The 21,408-nt window shown below is 68.9% G+C and carries 22 protein-coding genes and 2 pseudogenes; 18 read left to right on the plus strand and 6 right to left on the minus strand.

Translation table 11 applies throughout. The annotated features are described in order from the left end of the window. The first annotated feature begins 16 nt into the window (after positions 1-16). The 6 genes from I8N68_RS04470 (at position 17) to I8N68_RS04495 (ending at position 3,915) form a co-directional block, all read left to right on the plus strand. Positions 17-412: a patatin-like phospholipase domain-containing protein gene (locus I8N68_RS04470; protein WP_200207979.1), complete on the plus strand. Its 396-nt coding sequence runs from the start codon at positions 17-19 to the stop codon at positions 410-412. 68 nt (positions 413-480) lie between these two features. After that, entirely contained in the window at positions 481-1,662 is a 1,182-nt protein-coding gene (locus I8N68_RS04475; protein ID WP_200207981.1) for an AI-2E family transporter, read from the plus strand. 86 nt (positions 1,663-1,748) lie between these two features. Continuing rightward, a complete protein-coding gene (locus tag I8N68_RS04480; RefSeq protein ID WP_267909505.1) occupies positions 1,749-2,171 on the plus strand; it encodes a low temperature requirement protein A in 423 nt (140 codons plus the stop codon). Positions 2,172-2,186: 15 nt separating this feature from the next. Continuing rightward, the gene (locus tag I8N68_RS04485) at positions 2,187-2,345 is read left to right on the plus strand and encodes a hypothetical protein (RefSeq protein WP_200207985.1); all 159 of its coding nucleotides are present in this window, start codon (positions 2,187-2,189) and stop codon (positions 2,343-2,345) included. Between the two features lie 51 nt (positions 2,346-2,396). After that, positions 2,397-2,684 (plus strand): low temperature requirement protein A, encoded by a 288-nt coding sequence (locus tag I8N68_RS04490; protein ID WP_200207987.1) that lies wholly within the window; start codon positions 2,397-2,399, stop codon positions 2,682-2,684. A gap of 88 nt (positions 2,685-2,772) precedes the next feature. Further along, positions 2,773-3,915, plus strand: coding sequence for an FUSC family protein (locus I8N68_RS04495; protein ID WP_307812581.1), 1,143 nt, complete (start codon positions 2,773-2,775; stop codon positions 3,913-3,915). Positions 3,916-3,951: 36 nt separating this feature from the next. Here the strand turns inward: I8N68_RS04495 and I8N68_RS04500 are convergent, their stop codons facing one another. Then, a complete protein-coding gene (locus I8N68_RS04500; RefSeq protein WP_200207991.1) occupies positions 3,952-4,599 on the minus strand; it encodes a TetR/AcrR family transcriptional regulator in 648 nt (215 codons plus the stop codon). Between the two features lie 143 nt (positions 4,600-4,742). Here I8N68_RS04500 and I8N68_RS04505 point away from each other — a divergent pair, with 143 nt between their 5' ends. The 7 genes from I8N68_RS04505 (at position 4,743) to I8N68_RS04530 (ending at position 12,516) form a co-directional block, all read left to right on the plus strand. Continuing rightward, on the plus strand, positions 4,743-5,873 hold the full coding sequence (locus I8N68_RS04505) for a VOC family protein (RefSeq protein WP_200208000.1): 1,131 nt from the start codon (positions 4,743-4,745) through the stop codon (positions 5,871-5,873). Next, complete coding sequence (locus I8N68_RS04510; RefSeq protein ID WP_200208002.1) at positions 5,870-6,808, plus strand: fumarylacetoacetate hydrolase family protein; 939 nt, start codon at positions 5,870-5,872, stop codon at positions 6,806-6,808. Before I8N68_RS04505 ends, I8N68_RS04510 begins: the two co-directional genes overlap by 4 nt. Further along, a complete protein-coding gene (locus I8N68_RS32700) occupies positions 6,805-8,688 on the plus strand; it encodes an acyl-CoA synthetase (RefSeq protein ID WP_234038799.1) in 1,884 nt (627 codons plus the stop codon). Before I8N68_RS04510 ends, I8N68_RS32700 begins: the two co-directional genes overlap by 4 nt. Continuing rightward, positions 8,685-9,041: a DoxX family protein gene (locus tag I8N68_RS04515; RefSeq protein ID WP_200208004.1), complete on the plus strand. Its 357-nt coding sequence runs from the start codon at positions 8,685-8,687 to the stop codon at positions 9,039-9,041. The genes I8N68_RS32700 and I8N68_RS04515 overlap by 4 nt, the downstream gene beginning before the upstream one ends. 14 nt (positions 9,042-9,055) lie before the next feature. After that, positions 9,056-10,516, plus strand: a complete 1,461-nt coding sequence (mhpA, locus tag I8N68_RS04520) for a bifunctional 3-(3-hydroxy-phenyl)propionate/3-hydroxycinnamic acid hydroxylase MhpA (protein ID WP_200208006.1) — start codon at positions 9,056-9,058, stop codon at positions 10,514-10,516. Between the two features lie 224 nt (positions 10,517-10,740). Continuing rightward, the gene (locus tag I8N68_RS04525; RefSeq protein WP_200208008.1) at positions 10,741-11,097 is read left to right on the plus strand and encodes a hypothetical protein; all 357 of its coding nucleotides are present in this window, start codon (positions 10,741-10,743) and stop codon (positions 11,095-11,097) included. Between the two features lie 102 nt (positions 11,098-11,199). Further along, positions 11,200-12,516 carry an ISL3 family transposase gene (locus I8N68_RS04530; protein ID WP_200208010.1) on the plus strand — a complete coding sequence of 439 codons (1,317 nt, stop codon included), beginning with the start codon at positions 11,200-11,202 and terminating at the stop codon, positions 12,514-12,516. A 496-nt stretch (positions 12,517-13,012) separates the two neighbouring features. Here the strand turns inward: I8N68_RS04530 and I8N68_RS04535 are convergent, their stop codons facing one another. Both I8N68_RS04535 and I8N68_RS04540 read right to left on the minus strand, forming a co-directional pair. Then, positions 13,013-13,321: a transposase family protein gene (locus I8N68_RS04535; protein ID WP_234038699.1), complete on the minus strand. Its 309-nt coding sequence runs from the start codon at positions 13,319-13,321 to the stop codon at positions 13,013-13,015. A 534-nt stretch (positions 13,322-13,855) separates the two neighbouring features. Beyond that, positions 13,856-14,011: pseudogene (locus I8N68_RS04540) on the minus strand (IS5/IS1182 family transposase); the annotation flags it as partial. A 287-nt stretch (positions 14,012-14,298) separates the two neighbouring features. Here I8N68_RS04540 and I8N68_RS04545 point away from each other — a divergent pair. From I8N68_RS04545 to I8N68_RS32705, 4 genes are all read left to right on the plus strand, one after another. Continuing rightward, the gene (locus I8N68_RS04545; RefSeq protein WP_200208012.1) at positions 14,299-14,913 is read left to right on the plus strand and encodes an RNA polymerase sigma factor; all 615 of its coding nucleotides are present in this window, start codon (positions 14,299-14,301) and stop codon (positions 14,911-14,913) included. Then, entirely contained in the window at positions 14,906-15,814 is a 909-nt protein-coding gene (locus I8N68_RS04550) for a CU044_5270 family protein (RefSeq protein ID WP_200208014.1), read from the plus strand. The genes I8N68_RS04545 and I8N68_RS04550 overlap by 8 nt, the downstream gene beginning before the upstream one ends. Positions 15,815-16,057: 243 nt before the next feature. After that, complete coding sequence (locus I8N68_RS04555; protein WP_200208018.1) at positions 16,058-16,567, plus strand: hypothetical protein; 510 nt, start codon at positions 16,058-16,060, stop codon at positions 16,565-16,567. Next, positions 16,528-17,424 (plus strand): hypothetical protein, encoded by an 897-nt coding sequence (locus I8N68_RS32705; RefSeq protein ID WP_234038800.1) that lies wholly within the window; start codon positions 16,528-16,530, stop codon positions 17,422-17,424. The genes I8N68_RS04555 and I8N68_RS32705 overlap by 40 nt, the downstream gene beginning before the upstream one ends. 113 nt (positions 17,425-17,537) lie before the next feature. Here I8N68_RS32705 and I8N68_RS32710 read toward each other — a convergent pair. Next, positions 17,538-17,882 (minus strand): annotated as a pseudogene (locus tag I8N68_RS32710) (YciI family protein); the annotation flags it as partial. Between the two features lie 415 nt (positions 17,883-18,297). Here I8N68_RS32710 and I8N68_RS04565 point away from each other — a divergent pair. Continuing rightward, a complete protein-coding gene (locus I8N68_RS04565; protein ID WP_234038700.1) occupies positions 18,298-19,461 on the plus strand; it encodes an IS110 family RNA-guided transposase in 1,164 nt (387 codons plus the stop codon). Between the two features lie 131 nt (positions 19,462-19,592). Here the strand turns inward: I8N68_RS04565 and I8N68_RS04570 are convergent, their stop codons facing one another. Further along, positions 19,593-19,874 (minus strand): hypothetical protein, encoded by a 282-nt coding sequence (locus I8N68_RS04570; RefSeq protein WP_234038701.1) that lies wholly within the window; start codon positions 19,872-19,874, stop codon positions 19,593-19,595. A 425-nt stretch (positions 19,875-20,299) separates the two neighbouring features. Further along, positions 20,300-20,503 carry a transcription antiterminator/RNA stability regulator CspE gene (gene cspE, locus I8N68_RS04575; RefSeq protein ID WP_013283833.1) on the minus strand — a complete coding sequence of 68 codons (204 nt, stop codon included), beginning with the start codon at positions 20,501-20,503 and terminating at the stop codon, positions 20,300-20,302. Positions 20,504-21,408 lie beyond the last annotated feature (905 nt).

Below are 21,408 nucleotides of genomic sequence, written 5' to 3' on the forward strand. Positions count from 1 at the left end.
TCTCGAGACTGATCTCATGCCGGCCGACGCGGTCGTCGCCGTGTCCCTCAAGGGTGCGCGCGTCAACTCCCATCCCGTGGCGGCTGTCCGGGAATCGGCCGATCCGCACCTGGGCCCACGGTGGGGAGAGCACCCGGGCAGCCGCGCCTTCGAATCCACCGGTCAGGTGACCGACGACGGCATGCTTGGCGAACTCCCCGCCGACCTGCGCGCACGTGATGTCATGAGCCTGTCGTTGGAGGCCGTCGGGGATCTCCTCATCCGCTACCAGTTGGCCGGCTACCCGCCGGACCTCCTGATCGAGGTACCGGCGGACGCCGCCCGGACGCACGAGTTCCACCGAGCGAACGAGATGATCGAAGTCGGCCGGCGAGCAGCGCTCACCGCCCTCGCGTCGAGCCCGTTCATCTGACGGCACGCCCAGAGATCGAAACTGCTCCGATCGTGTTTCGCTTGTCCCGGGGAGGGTAGCCGCGCCCGATGAGCGACGCCGACGATCGGTCCACGGCCCGCCGGGCGCTGATCGTCATCGGTCTGATCCTCGCCACCCTGGTGGGGCTGGCGCTGGTGTGGGAGACCCGGCGGGTCTTGATCTGGGTGGTGGTCGCCGCGTTCTTCGCGGTGGCTCTGAGTCCCCTGGTGGACCGGGTGCAACGACGGATCGTCCGGCGTCGGGCGGCGGCCACGCTGGTCGTGTTTCTGGCCGCCTTCGTGGCTCTCGCCGCGCTCGGCCTGGTGATCGTGGTGCCCCTGCTGGACGAACTGGCCCGGTTCGCCGACCGGGCGCCGGACCTGTTGCGCGAGGCCCGGGCCGGACGCGGGCCGGTCGGTGAGCTGCTGGAGCGGTTCCACCTGCGGCGGCACGCCGAGGCCCATGTCGACCAGATCCAGCGCTTCGGCGGCCAACTCGGCCGGTCGACGGTCGGCCTGGTCCGTGGGACGGTTCAGGGCGTCGCCGGAGTGTTGACCGTGGTGGTGCTGGCTTACCTGATGGTGGTGCAGGGGCCGCGGATCACCGCCGGGACGCTGGCCCTGGCCGGTGGCACCCGAGCGGAGCGGCTACGCCGCATCGGCCGGGAGTCGGCGCGCACCATCACCGGTTACCTGAGCGGCAACCTGCTGATCAGCCTGATCTGCGGCCTGGCGACCTTCGTGGTACTCGCGCTGACCGGCGTGCCGTTCGCCGCCGTGATCGCGCTGTTGGTCGCCATCGCGGACCTGATCCCGCTGGTGGGGGCGACCCTCGGCGCCATCGTCGCGGCCGGCGCGGGCTTCCTGCACTCCCCCACCGCCGGGGTCGTCGTGCTGGTCTTCTTCGTGGTCTACCAGCAGGTCGAGAACCACCTGCTGCAACCGGTCATCATGTCCCGAGCGGTCCGGCTCAACCCACTGACCGTGCTGGTCAGCGTGCTGCTCGCCGCAGAGCTGGGTGGCCTCCTGGGAGCCCTGCTGGCCATCCCGGCCGCCGGCATCGCGCAGATCCTGCTGCGTGAGTTCGTCCCCGCCAACCGGCGAGCCGGCTCCGTGCTGGCAGCGGCCGGCCCCGCGGACCGCGCGGGGGGCGGCGGTCCAGACCAGCCGGCGGGCGACCACCCGAGGGACGGTGGGACGACCCGCAGCCGGCACTCCGGTCACCGGGACCGGCCAGCGGCCGCCGACTGACCGGGCTGACCGGCGGCGTGCCGCCATCTCAGGCGCACCCGGTCCAAGTGGAAGCGCTGGGCAGAAACGGCAGAAACGGGCGACCGATGACGACGGGTGTTCGTCCTCGCGTTCTTCCGCCTCCCGCAGCAGCTGCTGGAGCATCTGAGACCGGCGCGTTCCAGACACTGGTGTTGCTGCTCCCCGTGGTGCATGTCTGGGCCTATACGGCGAGGTTTACCGACCTGTTCGACCCGCGGAATCCGCTGATACAGCTGCTGGTCATGTCGATGATGTTCGGCACCCTCGTGATGGCGGCTGCGGCGCCTGAGGCCTTCGGCCGCAACGGCCTGGTGTTCGCAGGTGCGTACGTCACCGTCCGGGTTGGTGTCCTCGCTGTCGGGGTGCTTTTGCTGCGTGGCCACGAGGGACAGCGCAACGCCGTACGGCTACTGTTCTGGGTCGGCGTGCCTGCGGTGCCATGGATGACGGGTGCGTTCCTACCCGCTGGGGCACGTGGAGCGCTGTGAATAACGGCGGCGGCCGTGGAGTACGGGGGGATCGCACTCGGCTTCCGCACGCCGGGGCTGGGCCGCGCCGGTACCCGTCGTCGGGCCGACATCGTGGTCGCCGAGGAGCACGTGGCCGAGCGGTACCAGCAGTTCTTCATCATCGCGCCCGGCGCGCCGATCCTGGCGACCTGACTGACGTTCGGTGCCGGCGAGTTCGGGGCTGACCGCAGTACCGCCGCCCTGGTGGCGCACCCGCTCGGTCACCCGGAACCGGCCTGGATCCCCGTCATCCTCGGCGGACGTGCCTTGATCCTCGCCGGACGGGCCATCTTCGAGTACGGGGTGTTCGGGCGCGTGTCTCTCCCCCGTGTGATCGGCGCACTCGCCCTCGTCGCCCTCACCCCAGCGATGGCGCCGGCGCCGCCGCTCGCGGTAGCCACCGCCGCCGCACTCATCCTGGCCGGCGTCGCCGTAGCCGACGCGGCCCGCACTCGAAAACTCCCATCCGAGCGGCCGTCACCACCCGGCTGAAGATCGCTGGCGGGCAGCGGCAGGAAGGGTCGGAGGTTTGTGGGGGCCGCATCGGGTAACCCGCGCCATGGCTGGTGACCGGCGAGACGTGTCTCGCACCGGCGCCGTTGCCGAGCATGCCAAGGACGTGACGGCGAAGGCCCGGCGTCGTGGTGGTGAGGCAGGCCGGCTCAGGCTGCGGCTGTTCACGATCATCCTGTTCGTCGCAGCTCAATGTGGGCTTGCCGCGACGTTGTCCTGGGGGCTGGCGCACGACGTCCTGGGTCGCCCCGCACCGATCTTCGCGCCCAGCGCGGCCGTCGGCACGATCGTCGCCGCCCTCGGGCAGCGCGCCTTACGTACCGCCGAGCTGATGCTCGGCGTGGGGCTGGGCCTGGTTGTCAGTGATCTTCTCATCCGCTACCTCGGGTTCGGGCCCTGGCAGATCGGCCTGGTGGTGATGCTGGCCATCGCCGTCGCCCTGTTGATGACCGGGCGCAGCGGTGCGCTGGTCGCTCAGTCGGGCAGTACCGCTGTGCTGATCGCCACGATCTCCCATGTGGAGCAGGGCCTCGAATGGGCGCGGATCATTGACGCGGCAGTGGGTGGCGCCATCGGCCTGGCGGTGGTGGCGTTGCTGCTACCGATCAACCCGATGCGCATTCTCGACCGCGCCACCGCACCGGTCGCCGCGACCCTCCACACGCAGCTTCGAGAGGTGGCACACGCACTCGCCCGGCGTGACCCGGACCGCGCGATACGGGCGCTGGATCAGCTGAACGTAATGGAACCCGATCTCGCCCGGATGCACGAGGCCCTGGATGGCGCCGAGGAGGTAACGACCATTGCGCCGGCGCGTTGGCGACGCCGGCGCGATGTCGAGCACTACCGGCGTGGCATCCAGCACATCGATCGGGTGACCCTCGGGTGCCGGGCGCTGGCCCGCTGGGCCGCGACCACGCTGCAGTACGACGAGCCGGTGCCGGAGGAACTCCCCGGCGCCGTGGACAGGTTCGCCGAGGCAATCCAGTTGCTGAAGCGGGAGGGGCGGGCGGGCGGGCCGTTCGACCAGACCCGCAACGCGGTGTTGGACGGGGCGTGCCTGGCCGGCCAGGCGTACCACAAGGGCCTCAAGCCCTTCTCGGATGCCATCGTGATCCAGCTGCGCACCATGGCGAGTGACCTGCTCCGCGCGACCGGGTACGAGCCGGAGACGGCCAACCGGATGGTGCGCGAGGCGGCCACTGCCTAGGGTCGGCCGGCGGTCTCGGGCGGATGGGCATCGGTCTTACGGGCGGACACCGTCGAGCGCGGGTAAGGGGCGCAGGCAGATCTCGTGCGCATCGTCGGGCGGTAGACCGAGCGTGCGCAGCAGGTCCTCGGTGACCCGGTCGGTTGCTGCGGCGTCGTCGCGCTCGGGGTGGTCGTGCAGCAGTTGCCCGAGAACCAGCGCGGCGCCGGCAACAATCACCATCGCCAACTCGGGGTCGCGTACGCTGAACCGCCCGGCACGGACGCCGTCTTCGATGTCGCGCAGGGCTCGCGGCGCGAGTCCCTTGTCGGAACCAGCCAGGGCCAGGCCGTTGCTGAGCAACACCTTGCTCAGCTCCGGACTCCGGCGGTGGAGACGTCCGGTCAGCCGGAAGCTCTGCGCGAAGACATGGGCCGGGTCGTCCAGGCCCACGGTCAGCTCGTCGAGCAGGGCGCCGTAGCGCTCGAGGGCGTCCTCCACCGCGGCCTGGTAGAGCTGCTCCCTGCTGTCGAAGTGGTTGTAGAACGACCCCATCCCCACGTCCGCGGCCTGGGTGAGCTCGAGGATCGGGGCGTTCTGCTTGCCGGCCGCAATGAAGGTCTGGGCCGCGCGAACGAGCGCCGATCGGGTGTGCGCCTTCCGCCGTTCCAGGCGGTTGGGGGCATGCCTGGTCTGTTGCGCCATGCCTACTTGTTCACCTCTCCCAGGTTCGGTCTGCGCCTACCTTAACCCCGGCGACCCTCAATTATGACGGAATCGTCATCCGTGCTTGACTGACGCTACACTCGTAAGTGACGATTTCGTCAGCGCCTTGGAAGGAGCGGGACATGATCGAGCGGCACGACCCGCACACGGGTCTGCACAGCGAGCAGGGTGCGTTGCCCGGCGAGCACCCGGGGCGGGCCCGCAACCCGATCGTCAAGGTGCACGACCTGGCCTGGCTGGAGTTCCAAAAGCCCGATCTGGAGCGGGCCGAGCTGTTCGCTCAGGCCTTCGGCTTCACGACGTCGCTGCGCCAGGACGAGCTGCACCTGCGGGGCACCGACCCGGGTTCGCCCTGCGTGCTCATCCGCCGGGGGCCCCGTTCGCGGTTCATCGGCCCCGCCTTCCGGGCTGCCGACCCGAGGGACGTGCTGCGGCTCGCGGAGGCGACCGCCAGGACGATGGTTTCCCTGCCGGAGAGCCTGGGCGGGGTGACGGTGGATCTGGTCGACCCGAGCGGGGTGCAGGTCCGCGTGGTCGCGGACACGCATGAGCTTCCGGCGCTGCCCACGCAGCAGCCCTTGACGTTCAACGTCGGGCACGACGTGGTGCGGGTGAACGCCACCCAGCGGCCGTCGCGGGAGCCGGCCAAGGTACAGCGCCTCGGTCACGTCGTGCTGCAGACCACCAGATACCTCGAGACGCTCAACTGGTATCTCGAGCACCTGGGCATGATCGTCAGCGATTTCCTTTTCCACCAGGGACAGCGCGAGCGGGGCCCGGTCATGAGCTTCGTCCGCTGCGACCGCGGCAGCACACCCACCGACCACCACACGCTCGCGATGACCCTCGGGCCGGCGAACCGGTACGTGCACTCCGCCTACCAGGTCCCCGACCTCGACTGTCTGGCCGCCGGCGGGGAGCACCTGCTCGACCGGGGCTACCAGCGGTCCTGGGGGATCGGCCGGCACATCCAGGGCAGCCAGATCTTCGACTACTGGCGCGACCCGGACGACTTCCTGGTCGAGCACTTCACCGACGGCGACCTGTTCGACCGCACGCTCGAGCCGGGCTGGGCACCGATGGCCGCCTCCGGGCTCGCCCAGTGGGGTCCGCCCGCCACCAAGGACTTTCTCGGCATGAGACCCGGCCGGGAATCGCTTCGCGAGCTGCGCGCGGTCATCGGCGCGCTGCGCGAGGACAACGAATTCGACCTCCACCGCCTGCGCGGCCTGATGAAAGCGTTTAATTCATGAGCACCTCTGTCCTGCGCACCGCCGACGCCTGGTGGGTGCTCACCCCCGCCGGTGCCGCCAAGGTGCACACCAGCGCCACCACCACCAGCGAGCTGCTGGCCGACCGGCCGGCGATCCTCGCCGCCGCGACGAGCAGCGACACGGTTCCGGTGGACGACCTCGAGCTGGTCTCCCCGGTGACGGCGCCCTGCCGCGTCGTCGCCCAGATGACGAACTTCGCCTCGCACGTCAAGGACAGCGGCGGAGATCCCGCAACCGTCCCCTTGACCTTCTTCCGCAAGACCTCGGGCTCGATCAGTGGGCCGTTCGCCGACGTGGTCCGCCCCGCCCACGTGCGTCTGCTCGACTACGAGGTGGAGATCGGCCTGGTCTTCGGCCGCGAGATGCCGGTCGGCACGACCGTCACCGACGACAACCTCGCCGACTACGTCGCGGGCCTGGTGGTCACCAACGACATCTCGGCACGCGACGTGCAGCTGCCCAAGACCCAGTTCTACGAGGGCAAGTCCTACCCGACCTTCACCCCGGTCGGCCCCGCGCTGGTCCTGCTCGACGCCGACGAACTCAAGCGGTTCACCGACCTCCGGCTGAAGCTGCGGGTCAACGGCGAGCTCCGGCAGGACATGACCGTCGCCGACATGATCTACCGCCCGGCTCAGGCGCTGCAGGCGCTGACCCGCTTCCAGCGGGTCGACCCCGGCGATCTGCTGCTGACGGGCACGCCCGTCGGGACGGCCCTGAGCGCGCCGCCGAAGCCGATCGCGTTCGTCGCCTCGCTGCTGCCGCCCGCGGTGAAATGGAAGATGTTCTTCAAGGGCCAGGCTCGCAACCCCAAGTACCTCAAGGATGGCGACGTCGTCGAGGCCACCATCGCCACCGACGACGGCGCGATCGATCTGGGTCGCCAGCGCACGGTCGTGCGGTACGCCCAATGACAGAGCCCCTGCTGTGGCCGGACTACGCCACGCCCGCGGACCTCGCCGCGATCGAGGCCGTTCCGCTCGAGGCGCGGCGCCTGCCGGAATCGACGTACGCGTTGCTCGCGCGAGCGGCCACGCGCTGGCCGGACCGTACGGCGCTCAACGTCCTGCCGGACGCCGCCCGTTGGCGTGAGCCGCTGCGCCGTACCTTCATCGAACTCCTGGCCGACGTCCACCGGGTTGCGAACCTGTTCCACGACCTCGGGGTGCGGCGAAATGACGCGGTCGCCCTAATGTCGCCCAACTGCGCCGAGCTGATCACCACGACGCTGGCCGCACAGCTCGCCGGGATTGCGGCACCCCTGGGCGGCGGCCTGTCGCGGCGGCACCTCGCCGAACTCCTCCGGCGCTCCGGTGCCCGCGTCCTGGTCACGGCCGGGCCCGAGCTCGCGCCCGCCACCTGGGACACCGCGCAGGCTCTCGCCCGCGACGGCCTGCTCGACGCGATCCTCGTGCTGCGGCCCACCGGCGCCGCCGGCGCGCCCGAGCCGCTTCCCGCCATCGACGGGGTGCGCATCGGCTACCTCGGCGAGCTTGCCGCGGCCGAGGATCCGTCCGCCTTCACCGGTGATCTGCCCCGATCCGCCGACCTGGCCGCGATGTTCCACACCGGCGGCACGACCGGCGCGCCGAAGCTGGCCGCGCACACGCACGCCAACGAAGTCGCCGACGCGTGGATGCTGGCCGCCAGCTCCCTGTTCGACGAGCAGACCGTGGTCTTCGCGGCCCTCCCGCTGTTCCACGTGAACGCGCTCGTCGTCACCCTGCTGGCGCCCCTGTTCAAGGGACAGACCGTGGTGTGGGCCGGTCCATCGGGCTACCGCGACCCCGCACTGTTCGGCGCGTTCTGGAAGATCGTCGAGCACCACCGGATCGCCGCCATGAGCGCAGTGCCCACCGTGTACGCCGTACTGGCGCAGGTCCCGATCGACGCCGACATCAGCAGCCTGCGATTTCCGATGGTGGGGGCCTCACCGCTGCCCACCGCTGTCCGGGACAACTTTCAGGCCCACACCGGGATAACTCTGGTCGAGGGCTACGGGCTTACCGAGGCGACGTGCGCGAGCGCACGTACCTTCCCCGACGCGTCGCGGCCGGGCTCGGTCGGGCAGCGCCTGCCCTACCAGCGGGTGCGGGTGGTCGCCGCGGACGGCACGTGGGAAGAGCGATCCGTCGGCGCGACCGGCGTGCTGGCGATCAGCGGCCCGACAGTCTTCCCCGGCTACGTCACCGACCGTGACCAGAACGGCCCCGTCCTCGACGGACTCGGCAAGCTCGTCGACGGCTGGCTGGACACCGGGGACCTCGCGCGCGCTGACGAGGACGGCTTCGTCTACCTCGCCGGTCGGGCCAAGGACCTCATCATCCGCGGCGGACACAACATCGACCCCGCGATCATCGAAGACACGCTGCTGGCCCACCCGCAGGTCACCGCGGCCAGCGCGGTCGGGCGCCCCGACGTCCACGCCGGCGAGGTGCCCGTCGCCTACGTCACCCTCACGCCCGGCGCCACCGTGACGGAAGACGACCTGCGCGACTGGACAAGCGACCGGGTGCCCGACCGCACCGCCGCGCCCAAGACCGTGACGATCCTCGACGAACTGCCCGTCACCGCCGTGGGCAAGCTGTACAAGCTCGCCCTGCGGAAGGACGCCGCCCGCGCGGAACTCCGTGCCGCGCTCGACCAGATCGCCGGAGTACAGGACATCGAGGCCGCGATCGAGGGCAGCTCCATCGTGGCCACTGTGAAAGTTCATCCCTCTGCCCAGCAGGAGGCCGTCAAGGCGATCCTGGGCCGGTATGCCATCGAATGGCGATTGGTGGTTGTGTCATGACGCTCGCTTCGGCCATCCTCGCGGTGCTGCTCGCGCTGATCTTCTCCGCCCTGGGCACGGCCAAGATCCTGGCCGTCCAGCCCATGCGTGCGCTGGCCGCGGAGGCCGGCTTCTCCGTCCCGGCCTACCGCCGCATCGGCCTGCTCGAGGTCGCCGCAGTGATCGGACTGCTCATCAGCCTGTTCAAGCCGTTGATCGGCGTCCTCGCCGGGGCCGGGCTGCTCCTCCTGCTCGGCGGAGCCGTCGTCGTACACCTGCGTAAGGGAGACGGCCCGCGGAAGTACGCCCCGGCCGTCGTCTGCGGGCTCCTGGTCGCCACCTATCTCGTTCTTCAGCTGCTGGCGGCACGATGACAGCGGTTCCGGTAGTGATCGTCGGTGCAGGCCCCACCGGGCTCACCGCCGCGACGCTGCTCGCCCAGTACGGCGTCGAGTGCCTGATTCTCGAGCGGTGGGATTCGGTCTACCCCCTGCCCCGGGCCGTCGCCCTCGACGACGAGGTCCACCGCATCCTGGCGCGCCTCGGGCTCCGTGACGAGTTCGCCGCCATTTCCAGGCCACACCGAGGTCTACGGCTCGTCGACCGGACCATGCGGGTGCTGGCCGAGTTCCAGCGCTACCCGGCGAAGGGCAGGCACGGCTATCCCCCCGGAAGCCTGTTCGACCAACCGGAACTGGAGGCGATCCTCCGCCGGAATCTCAAGAAGTACGGCAGCGTCACCCTGCGCGGCAGCACCGAGGTCACCACGCTGATCCAGGACGTCGATGGCGTACGGCTCGACGTCACTGACACGGTCACCGGCGGGCACGACGTCATCCGCGCGGGGTACGTCCTGGGATGCGACGGCGCCAACAGCCTGACCCGGGCCGCGATCGGCTCCACCATGCAGGACCTGGGGTTCACGCAACGCTGGCTCGTCGTCGATGTGGTCACCGAGGCCGACCTGGGCCAGTGGGAAGGCGTGCACCAGCTGTGCGACCCGGCCCGCGCCGGCACGTACATGCGGGTCGGGAAGACCCGCTACCGCTGGGAATTCCCGCTGAAATCCGGTGAAACCGCCGACGACTATCGCGACATGACCCGGCTCCATCCGTTGATCTCGCCGTGGACGGGAAACATTCCCGCCGGGGAGTTCACGATAGTCCGTGCGGCCGAATACACCTTCCGCGCGCAGGTCGCCGACCGGTGGCGCGACCGGCGAATGTTCCTGCTCGGCGACGCTGCCCACCTCACCCCACCGTTCATCGGGCAGGGCATGGGTGCGGGGTTGCGCGACGCGATGAACCTGGCCTGGAAACTCGCCGGCGTGCTCGACGAGGCTCTGCCCGAGACCGTCCTCGACACCTACGAGATCGAACGCAAGCAGCACACCCGGGCCATGATCAAGCTGGCGAAGATCATCGGCACCGCCATGACGGCCGGCGGCAGAGTCAGCCACATCATCCGCCGCGCGGTGGCACCACGGCTCCACCTCGTACCCGGCCTCAGGGAACTGGCCACTGACAGCCAGACACCCCCGCTGCACCGGTCCGACCTGGTGATCCGGCCACGCCTGCGCCGCACCCTCGCGGGCCGGCTGTGCCCGAACGCGACCGTCGACGGCGATCGATTCGACGACGTGGCCGCCGGCCGATTCGCGATCGTCACATCTTACGAGCCGTCCGCCACCCAACGAGCCGACATTGAACGGCGTGGAGCAGTTCTCATCACTGCGGAACCCGGCAGCGAGCTACACCAATGGCTGAGGACAGGTGGGGCCCGGGTGGCGATCGTCCGTCCCGACGGCACCGTCCTCAATGCCGGCCGCCAGCTGCCCGCCTGTCACTGACTCACCCCGCCCTATCCGCCGCTCGCATTCCTCACCAGACTGCCCAGCCGGAGGCCCCTCCCCCATATCCCGAAACCGATCCATGGTGGTGAGGTCACGCCCTCGCCAACCAGGTCGCACATCCCAGCAACGTTTACCTGCGGGAGGAGGCCCTCACCGACGCGCTCGACACCTGGCTGGCCTCTGCCTTCACACCTCACCGCATCGCACAGACCATCACCGCGATGGCCGATGCCCAGCCGCTGGACCAACCGCCCGCGCTCGCCCCGGCGGCTCAGGCGATCATCACCGAGTGCGACGCCGAGCTAGAGCGCTACCGCGCCGCCCTCGACGTCGGAGCGGACCCCACGGTGGTGACGGACTGGATCTCTCAAACCCAGGTCGAACGCGCTCGCGCTGAAGCCGATCTCCACGGGCAGTCGGGCGACAGCCCGCGCCGGATGAGCCAAGCCGAGATCAATGACCTGGTACAGGCGCTCGGTGACATGGCTACCGTGCTCCGCGACGCCGACCCGCCGACAAGGCCGAGGTCTATCCGCAACTCGGCCTCCGGCTCACCTATCAGGGCTCTTCGAAGTTGAGCGGGGTTCGCGGCTGAGGCGACCCGAGCGTGAAGGGCTCGCAGCCCGTCAGTGATCATCTGAGTGTCTAGTTCGGATGGTCACAAGTGAAGAGCTGCGAGCATGGTCAACGATACGACCCGGTTGCTGGGCCTGGACGGCCTGGTCGCTGAGCGGGTCGAGCTGGACGTCGCCGGCGTCCCGGTGGTGGACGTGTCCACCGGTTGTGAGCAGGCGCGATGCTGCCCGCAGTGCGGGCAGCGTGCACTGAAGGTGAAGCAGTGGACTACAACCCGGCCGCGGGACCTGCCGGTCGGAGGCCGGACGGTGCGGCTGCGCTGGCGGAAACGTCGCTGGTACTGCCCGACGCTGGGCTGTCCGCGTAAGTCGTTCACCGAGCAGGTCGCGCAGGTCCCGGCCCGTGCCCGGCTGACCAGCCGCCTGCGACAGGCGGCCGGGGCGGCGGTCGCCGACGCGGGGCGCACGATCGTGCAGGCCGCCCGGGACCACGGCGTCTCGTGGCCGGATGTCGCTGCCGCGTTCGCCGCTCACGCGAGTACGGTGTTGCCGGCCGAGCCGGAGCCGGTCGCGGTGCTGGGCATCGATGAGGTTCGCCGCGGCAAGCCGCACTGGATCTGGGATGAGCAGGCCGGTTCGTGGACCGTGACTGCGGACCGCTGGCACGTCGGCTTCTGCGATCTGTCTGGTGGTCAGGGCCTGCTGGCGCAGGTCGAAGGCCGTACCACGGCGGCGGTGACCGGCTGGCTGACCGCCCGCCCGCCGGCCTGGCGTGAGCAGGTCCAGGCGGTGGCGATCGACATGTGCACCGTGTTCAAGTCCGCGATCCGGCAGGTGTCACCGCACGCAGTGCTGGTCGTTGACCACTTCCACGTCGTGCAACTGGCCAACCGGGCGGTCACCGAGGTCCGCCGCCGCATGACCCTGACCCAGCGGGGGCGCCGTGGTCGCGGCAGCGACCCGGAATGGCGGATGCGTAACCGGCTGACCCGCTCGGCCGCCCGGATGCCCGGCAAGCACGTCGACCGCCTCATCGACACCCTCGAGGCCCTCCCGACGGCGATCGGTGCTCCGATCCTGGCCGCGTGGAACGCCAAAGAAGACCTGCTCGACCTGCTCGCGATCGCCCGCACCCAGCCCAACAGGGAACACGTCCACCGGCTTCTGCACCGCTTCTACGCCCCCTGCGCCGCCTCTGACCTGCCCGAACTCCACCGGCTCGCCACCACGATCGAAACCTGGTGGCCACAAATACTGGCGTTCCTGACCACCGGCATCACCAACGCCGGCTCGGAAGGAACCAACCGGGTTATCAAGACCATCGCCCGCGACGCCTACGGCTTCCGAAACCCCGAAAACCAGCGCCTACGGACCCGCACCGCCACCACCCGACGCCACCGCGGACACCTCAACCCCGCATAAATTCGAAGAGCCCCTATCAGCCGGAAACGCAAACGGTGCGCGCTGCAGTGGATCTCAGCGCGCACCGTGGGGTAATGGTTCGTGTCCGAGGGGCGACGGCAACGGACATCCATGGTCGCCATCAACGGTGATCTGCAACTGGCGCCCCGGTAGCGAGAGCCAACCGACTGGCGATGCCGCTGGGATTCGGTTCGTGTGCCAGGAGCGATACGAACCAATAGCCAACCCGGCTGCGCCTTCTCGGCGCCGCGCGGCTGCTGGCCACGGCCACGTGCAGGTGGAGCAGCCGCCGCCGCCGCAGGCCACCGACGACCGGTCCCCGCGGCCAGCAGGTGCGGGGACCGGTCGTCCCCCAACCGGCGCTCCGAGTCCGACAGCAGAGCCCGGACGCCGCGCCGGGTCATCACCCCTCACGTACCGTCGGACGGCGGACGTGCTGCTACTCGCTACCCGAGGCCGCGGCGCGATCCTCGCCCGCTCGATAGCTGGAAAAGCGTCAAGTGGCCAACTCGTCCATGACTAACTCTGACGGCCGCCGGTCCGCGTCGATCCCGAGCACAGCCGCGGTATCAGCAGGTAGATCAGCGACGCACTCACCGATCGCCGCGTACGAGCGGTAACCGGCGACGACCGCGCACACCTCCGCCGCGACCACGGTAACCAGAGCATGTCGGACCCCACGTCGGGCACGCGGATCGGGCAGGGAACCCAACGCGGCGAGCAGGCCGGCGGCCGAGGCCACGGCAGATGACCCGGGCGGTGCGGTCGACAACGATGAGATCAGCGATGAGATCAGCGCGGGCATGGCTCACTTCAGATAGATCAAAAGGCCTCGAGAACCTTGACGATCTTCTGGAACGGCCATGCCCGCCCCGCTACCCGCGCCAAGGGCGCGTCTACACCAACCACCTCAAGCCGGACACCCTCACGACTTTGCCGCGGCCCTGGGGACGGCTGGTGGCTGTCGTGGGCCTTCCGCTCGGATGAGAGTGGTGAGGTGGTGGCCTGCTTCGATGGTGTCGATGGGTTGTCCGGCGAGGCGGCTGAACAGCGTGTCGAGCGGGTAGCCGGCCAGCACGTGGTAGCGGGCAGCCGGTGGACTTCGACAACCCTCGGCAGCTGGTGCTGCTGGACCTGCTGGGCGTGCACTCTCAGCGGGAGGTGTCCCGGGCCCGGCATCGGACGACTGCGGCAATGCGTGCTCAGGCCGAGTTGCAGGGCCGTCATCTCGGCGGCCGTCCGCCCTACGGTTACCGGCTCGTCGACGCCGGCCCTCATCCGAACCGGGCTCACGCCGCCTGGGGACGACGGCTGCACTGCCTGGAACCCGACCCGGCCAGAGGTCGAGGGCCCACTGCCGGCCCGGCCGGCCGTCGGCGATAGCGTCCCCGTCGCGTTCGGCGACCAGGCGGACCAGCTTGCGGAACTGGGCGGGCTGCAGACCGGTGAACGGAAAGATCCACTCCGGCAGGGCTGAGGAGATCACCTGCGCCACGACATCTTCGGTGACCGTCCTCAGGGCACAGAAATCGGGTTACGAGACGTCCTTAGTTGTTAGGGAACGTTGCTCTATCCCTTGAGCTACGAGGGTGCGAGCGCTCAGTCTCGCGACTGCGCGCTGACCTGGGGCGGCAGGGAGTGCTGCCCGCTCCGGGTGTTGGCTCCGCGCCGGGCGCTCCACCCAGCGGGGTGGGTTCCCCCGCACCAGCGCCAGCCCGTGAACCGTTTTGCTCCGGCCTACGGATAACAGGTGATGATTCCCGGCTCTGCGAAAGGTCGTGCATGCATCGTTCAAGACGAGTCAAGGCTGTCGACGTCGGAACACTCACGGACGCGGCGGTCATCGAACGGTCCCTCCGGGCCCCCGAGAGCTTCGCGGTGATCTTCGACCGGCACGCGCCGTACATCCATCGCTACCTGGCGAGGCGTCTCGGTGCCGGGATCGCGGACGACCTGGTCGCCGAGACGTTCCTGGCGGCGTTCCGCCGTCGGGGACGATTCGACAGCGCCTACCCGGACGCCCGGCCATGGCTGTACGGGATCGCCACCAACCTCGTCGGCCAGCACCGGCGCGAGGAGGAACGCGAATACCGGCTGCGGCAGGCGTACATCCCCGCGCTGAGCGAGGCGTCACACGCCGACCGGGTCACCACCGTGGTCACCGCGCAGTCGCTACGCCACATGTTGTTCGCCGCCCTAGCCAAGCTCTCCACCGGCGATCGCGACGTACTGCTGCTGATCGCCTGGGAGGAACTGACCTACGACGAAGCAGCCAGCGCATTGGCAATCCCGGTCGGCACCGTGCGATCACGACTCCACCGCGCCCGCAAGCTGCTCCGCGAGGCGCTTGGCAGCGATCCCACCAACACAATCGAGGAGATATCAAGCAATGGATGACATGCAACTGCTCCGGCAACTCGGCGCGGAGATCCCGCCGGCAACCCCCGAACTGTTGTCCTCGGCCCGCAACCGGCTGTTGGCCGCGACGACCCCTGCGTCCCCCGCTCCCACCAAGATCCGGCATTCAACCCGACGGAGGTGGCGACTCGTGCTCAGTGGGGTGGCGGCGGCGGGTATCGCCGCGGCGGTCACCTCGGTACTCGTGCTCGCCCCCGATCGATTCGGCGGTGACGCCCCGGCTGCCAAGGCCAACGCCACCCAGGTGCTGCGGAACGCGGCGACGGCGGCGCTCCAGGTGCCCGACGTCACCCCCGGGCCCGACCAGTTCATCTACCGCCGCATCAAGGACGGCCCGTCGACCCATGAGAGCTGGCTGTCGGTGGACGGAACCCGGGACGGCCTAGTAAGGGAAGCTGCCGCCGGCAACCGCACGGAAACGCCCGTTCCGGGCTGCCGGAACGGGCGGGCCGCCGCGGTGAAGGGCGGTCAGATGGTGCCGGGCCGGACCGAGCCGTGCACCTCGGAACCCGCGTACCGCCCCGACATGCCCACCGACGCGACTGCCATGGGGGCCTACCTGGCCGAGCATCGCAGCGGCGAACCCGGTTCGGTGAACGCCGCAGGCAAGGACGTGTTGTACCTCGCCGAGAGCTATCTGCGGCCGGCGTCGCGGGCCGCACTGTACGAAGCCGCGGCAGCGGTGCCGGGTCTGCGCGCCGTGGAGAACGTCACGGATGGCGCGGGCCGGTCAGGCATCGGCATCGCCTGGCCGTCGACGAACGGAGGGGAGGAAATCATCTTGGTCTTCGACGCTGAAACCTACGCCTTCCTCGGCACCTCGGGATACTCAGCTGTGCTGACCCTCGCAGTCGTCGACAAAATCGGTCAGACCGGCTGACCTCCGTACCACTCGGGCGGGCCGTCCCCAGCGCGGCCCGCCCGCTACTAGTGTGGTGCGCCGGAAATTCGCCGAAATCGTGCGAGTGATTCGAGGATCTCTGTACTTCGATGGACGCCCCAACGGGGACACCCCTTCCTCTGGACCAGCGTCCAGTCTCAGGGTGTCCACATCTCAGGGGGAAGCCCACAATCCCTGCAGGTAGCGGACCGCTGGCACCTGTGGCACAACCTGTGCGAGGCCGTGGAGAAGACCGTCGCGGCGCACCACGGCTGCATCAAGACCGCGTTCGACGCGGCGGAGCCGGTCCCTGCCGATCTGCCGTCGCCGCCGTTACCGGACGAGTACTGCGACGTACGTGGTCGTCCCCGCCCGCTGGTGGCCCGCACCCGGAGCAGGTACGCCGCAGTGCAGGAGCTGGTCGCGGCCGGGCGATCACTGCGTGGCATCAGCCGTGACCTGGACCTGGACTACTACACCGTGCGCCGCTACGCCCGCGCCGACAGCCTCGACGTGCTCCTCGCGCCAGCGATCCACCGCCGGACCTTGCTCGACGCCTACATGCCCTGGCTCTACGAGCAGTTCACCCTCGGCCAGCGCAACGCCTCACACCTCTACCGGCAGATCCGCGAACAGGGATGTGGCTGGATCGCCGTCACCGGATCGCCGCTCGGAGCAACGCCCGCCGGCCGTGGGGGTCTAGGCTGGCCCGCATGCCTGCCGATCATCACGCATTTGACCTCGGCCAGCTGATAGAGCTCGTCAACGCCGGATATTTTGAGGAGGCCAGGGACATTGCGTGGCTGGGCTTTGTACCCCCCGGCAAGGCGTCGAGCATCAACACCGTCGCCGGACTCAAGCCGCAGCAGATGGCGACGGAGATGGGGATCTCCGCGATGGAGCCGCCGAGCGCGATCGCTCTGGTGCGGCGGCGCTGCCCGGGCATCGTCATCGCCATGGGCCGCCCAGGCGACTCCGATCCGCGCCAGCCCTTGCGCCCGGGCGGCGCCATGCTGTGGCACTACGACGGTACCAACGAGAGCCCGGCCCTGCCCCCGCCCGACCCGGGCGCCGCGCGGGTGGTGGCGGAGCTTGCCGCGCAACGGTCCTGGGGCCCGCCTCCGGTCACCTTCCATGCGGCGGCGCGGCTGCGCGAGGTACCCGTCAAAGAATTGTTGTCCTTGCTTGTCCATCCGCCGCAGCCGCCGGTGCACGCACGGATGTCCGTGTGGGAGCGGACCGTGCAGGCGTGGTGCTGCCTTGGCCTGCTGCACCGCGGTGAAACGGGGCTGCTGGCCGACATCGTCTTCGGCGTCGAGGACTGGACCACCGAGGCGGCCGTCTACGCGCTGGTGGTCTCGGCGTGGATGGACCCGGCGCAACGGGCCGGCGTCGCCGCGCTGGTGGCGGAGCGCTTCGAGAAAGCGCTTGCGGCGCAACAGACCCGGCCCGTGCTCATCGCGGCGTCGCTGGCGCAGCTGGCCTGCGTGACTCCGGACCTGCCCGCCGCCGTCCGCGACGCGGCCCGGCAGGAGCTTGCCGAAGACGTGCTGCCCCCGGCGCAACCACAGCCCCAACGGACGCTGTGGGACAAGCTGCGGGGCCGCTGAAACCAGCGTGCCGGCGTGATTTCCGGCGGCGAATGGCCAGGTGGCCGCGTCCGCGCGGCCTCGTCAATGTCGTTGCACTCCAGCATGACAATCGCGCCGATGACCTCTTTGAGTTCCAGGTACGGCCGGTCGGTGATCAGCGTCTGGCCATTCGCGCCGGCGCACACTGTCTTTGCCGTGTCCCGGGGCTGTAGCTCGGCGCCGCCGTCGGCGACCTTGCCGGTCGGCTGCCACCGGTCGAACCACTCGTAGACCTGCTTCATCACGTCTTGTTCGTCGGCCGGGGACAATGCGGTCCATTCGCGGTCGTCGCCGACGATCAGCATCGCGTACTTCATCAATGCTCCTTGTGGTTGGGAGGGCTGCTTCGTCCGTGTGACGAATGGCCGGCACCGGTCCTCGACAGGTTCCGCCAAACTTCTTGCCGAAGCGTCGGCGCCCAACGGCTTTAGGGTCATTGAGTTGAGCCATCAGCACAGCGAAGAGCCGTGGTGGCAGGGCAATTGGAAGATCCCGTACAGCGCGGAGCGGGTCTTGGCGATCACGGCTCAGGCGCTCCTGGCGTACTCGACAACCCGCTCGTGAGGCTGCGGACATCATCGCGGCGAGTTTCGAACGCTTTCAGTAAAACGCGCTCACATCGGCTACTTAGAGACTTCCTGCAGGATCGATGTCCGGCCAGACTCGGTCCAGGTGCTCGGCGAGACGCTCCCACATTGCGGCTGCCCACCGGTGTCATTGGTGTGGCTCTCTCATGGCCTGCGGTCTCGCCGAGCACCGCGCGAGGAGAGGCTGGAAAGGGGTTTGTCCTGCTCAAAGTAGCGGTGCCCTCCTTGCTGACAACTCCATCCGGTTCAGCCAAGGGAGGCGCCGATGAGCGTGATCATCGGGATGGACCCGCACAGGCGTTCAGCCACCATCGAGGTCGTCGACGAACGCGGCCGGGTGCTCGCGGTGGGCCGCTTTGGGACTGACAAGGCCGGCTACGCCGACATGCTCGCCGCGGGCCGCAAGTACGCCGATCGGGTCTGGGCGGTCGAGGGCTGCAACGGCATCGGCAAACACATCGCCCACCGCCTGGTCCACGACGGTGAGACGGTGCTCGACGTGCCCGCGAAACTGTCGGCGCAGGTTCGGGTGTTCGCCACCGGCAACGGCCGCAAGACCGACCCGGTGGATGCGCACTCGGGCGCGATGGTGGCGCTACGCAGCCCGAATCTGGTGCAGGTTCAGGTCGACCCGGACCTGCAGGTGATGGGCATGCTCGCCGACCGGCGTGACGAGCTCGGCCGCGCCCGCACCCAGACCATCAACCGGCTGCACCGGTTGCTGCTGGAACTGTTACCCGGCGGGGCGAAGAAGTTCCTGTCCGCGCCACAGGCCCGCGCGTTGATCGCGACGGTCAAACCCCGCGACATCGTGGGCAAGACCAGACGCCGCCTCGCCGTCGAGCTGATCAGTGAACTCGAGGGCATCGACAAGAAGATCAAATCCGCGGACAAGGACCTCAAAGCCCTGGTCCTCGCCCGCGGCTCCACCCTGATGGAGTTGCACCTCATCGGCCCCTCAGGCGCAGCCCGCCTACTGGCAGACGTCGCAGACATCAGCCGGTTCGCCGACCGCGACCGGTTCGCCTCCTGGAACGGCACCGCACCCCTGGACGCCTCCTCCGGCGACCAGAAGCGTCACCGGCTCTCCCGCGCCGGCAACCGGCGGATCAACCGGACTCTGCACATCATGGCCGTGGTCCAGCTGCGCAACCGCACCGAAGGCCGCGCCTACTTCGACGCGAAGAAGGGCGCCGGGAAGACGTCGATGGAAGCCATGCGCGCGCTGAAACGCCGACTGTCCAACGTCGTCTACGCCCGCATGGTCGCCGACCAGAAACGCAGGCAGGCGGCGGATCCGGGAGGGCACTCGGGGACGACTCTGCAATCCAGCGTGACCGACCTGACCCCGGACATCGGCCCTTCGGACAAGCCACTTCCCGGACCCGCCACCAGCCAGCCTAAACCCGCCCTCCGAGCGGTGTCTTGACATAAAGGGGTGCCATGAGAGTTAACGGTTCCTGGCAGAGTCTACCGATCAACACGGTTGCCCTCGTCGCTGCGTCAGAGCAGAGTGACCGCGTCGCGGCGGCGATGTAGCGGCGGCCGTGCGGCGCACGATCAGAATGGTGCGGGTCCGCGGCCTGCCAACGACATCAACACCTGCGTGGCGAGTAGCTTGCGTATGCCGGTGACGGCGACTGTCCCCATCCGATCGTAGGGCAGTTCCAATTGCAGCCCTTCGACTGCATTGCGAAGGTCTGTCGTGATCTCGTCCGGACGGAACGTGCCGCCCCAGCCGTTGAGTCCTCCGCGCTGGTTGGTACTGAGGGAAGCCATGCCGGATATGCATGCGCCGTCGACCAGGATCAGCCTCGCAGGACCCGAGTAGGTCGTCGTCATAGTCATCAACCCTTCAGGATGTAACGCCGTGCACCCCGGGTCCCGGCTGTCTGACAGTCATCAGGAGGCGAGGCGTCGAGTCCGACCATGGTGTGCTCCACCTGGACCGCGACCGTACGTGCCTCAACCGTCAGGGCGGCGGCGATGCGGAATTTGGCTCGTTAGCGATAAAGGCCGATGTCTGTGTCTGTCTGGTTCATGAGCCAGAGGCGCGCCTTGGGCGAGCTGACAGTCGGCCTGGGCCAACTAGCGCCCGAGGTCCGAATCGATCCAGAGAAGAGAACACGGGGGCAATGCTGAGCTGGCTCCATACCGAGATGGCCGGCCTTCTGCCGATCAGACGATTTCGCGATGCCGTGGTGAGCGCATGAAACGCCGAACGGCGGCCCGCTGAACCAGTCGGGCCGCCGTTCGCAGAGTGTGGATCAAAGCGGGCGGATGTTCTCCGCCTGCGGGCCCTTCTGGCCTTGGGTGATGTCGAACTCCACCTTCTGATTCTCGTCGAGGCTGCGGAAGCCGCTCGCCGAGATCGCGGAGAAGTGGGCGAAGACGTCGGCGCCGCCGTCGTCCGGGCTGATGAAGCCGAAGCCCTTGTCGGCGTTGAACCACTTCACGGTACCTGTAGTCATGTCTGCTCCTTCGCAGGCTGTTAGAGACCGCACTGTGCGGACCCTTACGCCGCCGCGTTGATCACCCGCGTCAAAACGACACGAAAACGAAAAGCGCCTGGATGGGTTTCAGATGCCCCATCAGGCGCCGGAAAACGTCTACGGAAATCAAAACTGCAACTCGGCTACCGTAGCACATGATCCGTCGTCGATCCCATGGCGGCGAGTGGACCTGGTCACTCGTCTGCTTGCCACGCCGGGTGGACGGCACGTTGACCGGGTTCACGATGGGCTAGTTACAAGACTGGGAAGTGGCAGCGACACCGAGAATCGGCAGGTCGCGCCTGATGTGGCGTGAATTCTAGTCGGGCGCCGTCAGGACGAGCGGCCACGATGTCCGTCCACAGGGGTACTCGGCGTGGGCACCTGCGGAAGCGCTGTCTGGCTCCGAGGCGGGACGGGGGCAGGTGGGCGGACCGGCCGGCTCGCCCAGCCACTCCCGGATGCGGCGCTGGGCCCGGTGCGACTCGGCGCATGCCGACCGAGCCGTCGGGCGCACGGTCCCGTGCCCCGGATGTCAAGGGTTGTCAGACCCTGAAGCCTTGCCGGGGTCTGGCACGGGACGCCACTGCCGGTTTGCCAGAACTGACAGCCGGTGGTCGGCGCTGTCAGCAGCGCGACGTGCCGTCGCCGGCCGCGCCGGTACTGGCTGGCACGCCCAGGGTCTTCTGGATGATCAGCTTCTCGAGCACGTGCTCCTCCCTCCCGGTCGGCTCCGGCAGTCGCCGGCCTGCCGCCGCGGCACAGTGGGTCGCCGGGGGCTCGAACCCCGAACCCTTCGATCCAACAAGGAGAAGGAAGCTCCTCCATGACCGCACAGGCGGAGAGTGGACGCGCTACTCAGTCGAATGCTCTATCCAGTTGAG

It is taken from the genome of Micromonospora coerulea, from assembly GCF_016598485.1.
Taxonomy (GTDB): Bacteria; Actinomycetota; Actinomycetes; order Mycobacteriales; family Micromonosporaceae; genus Micromonospora; species Micromonospora coerulea.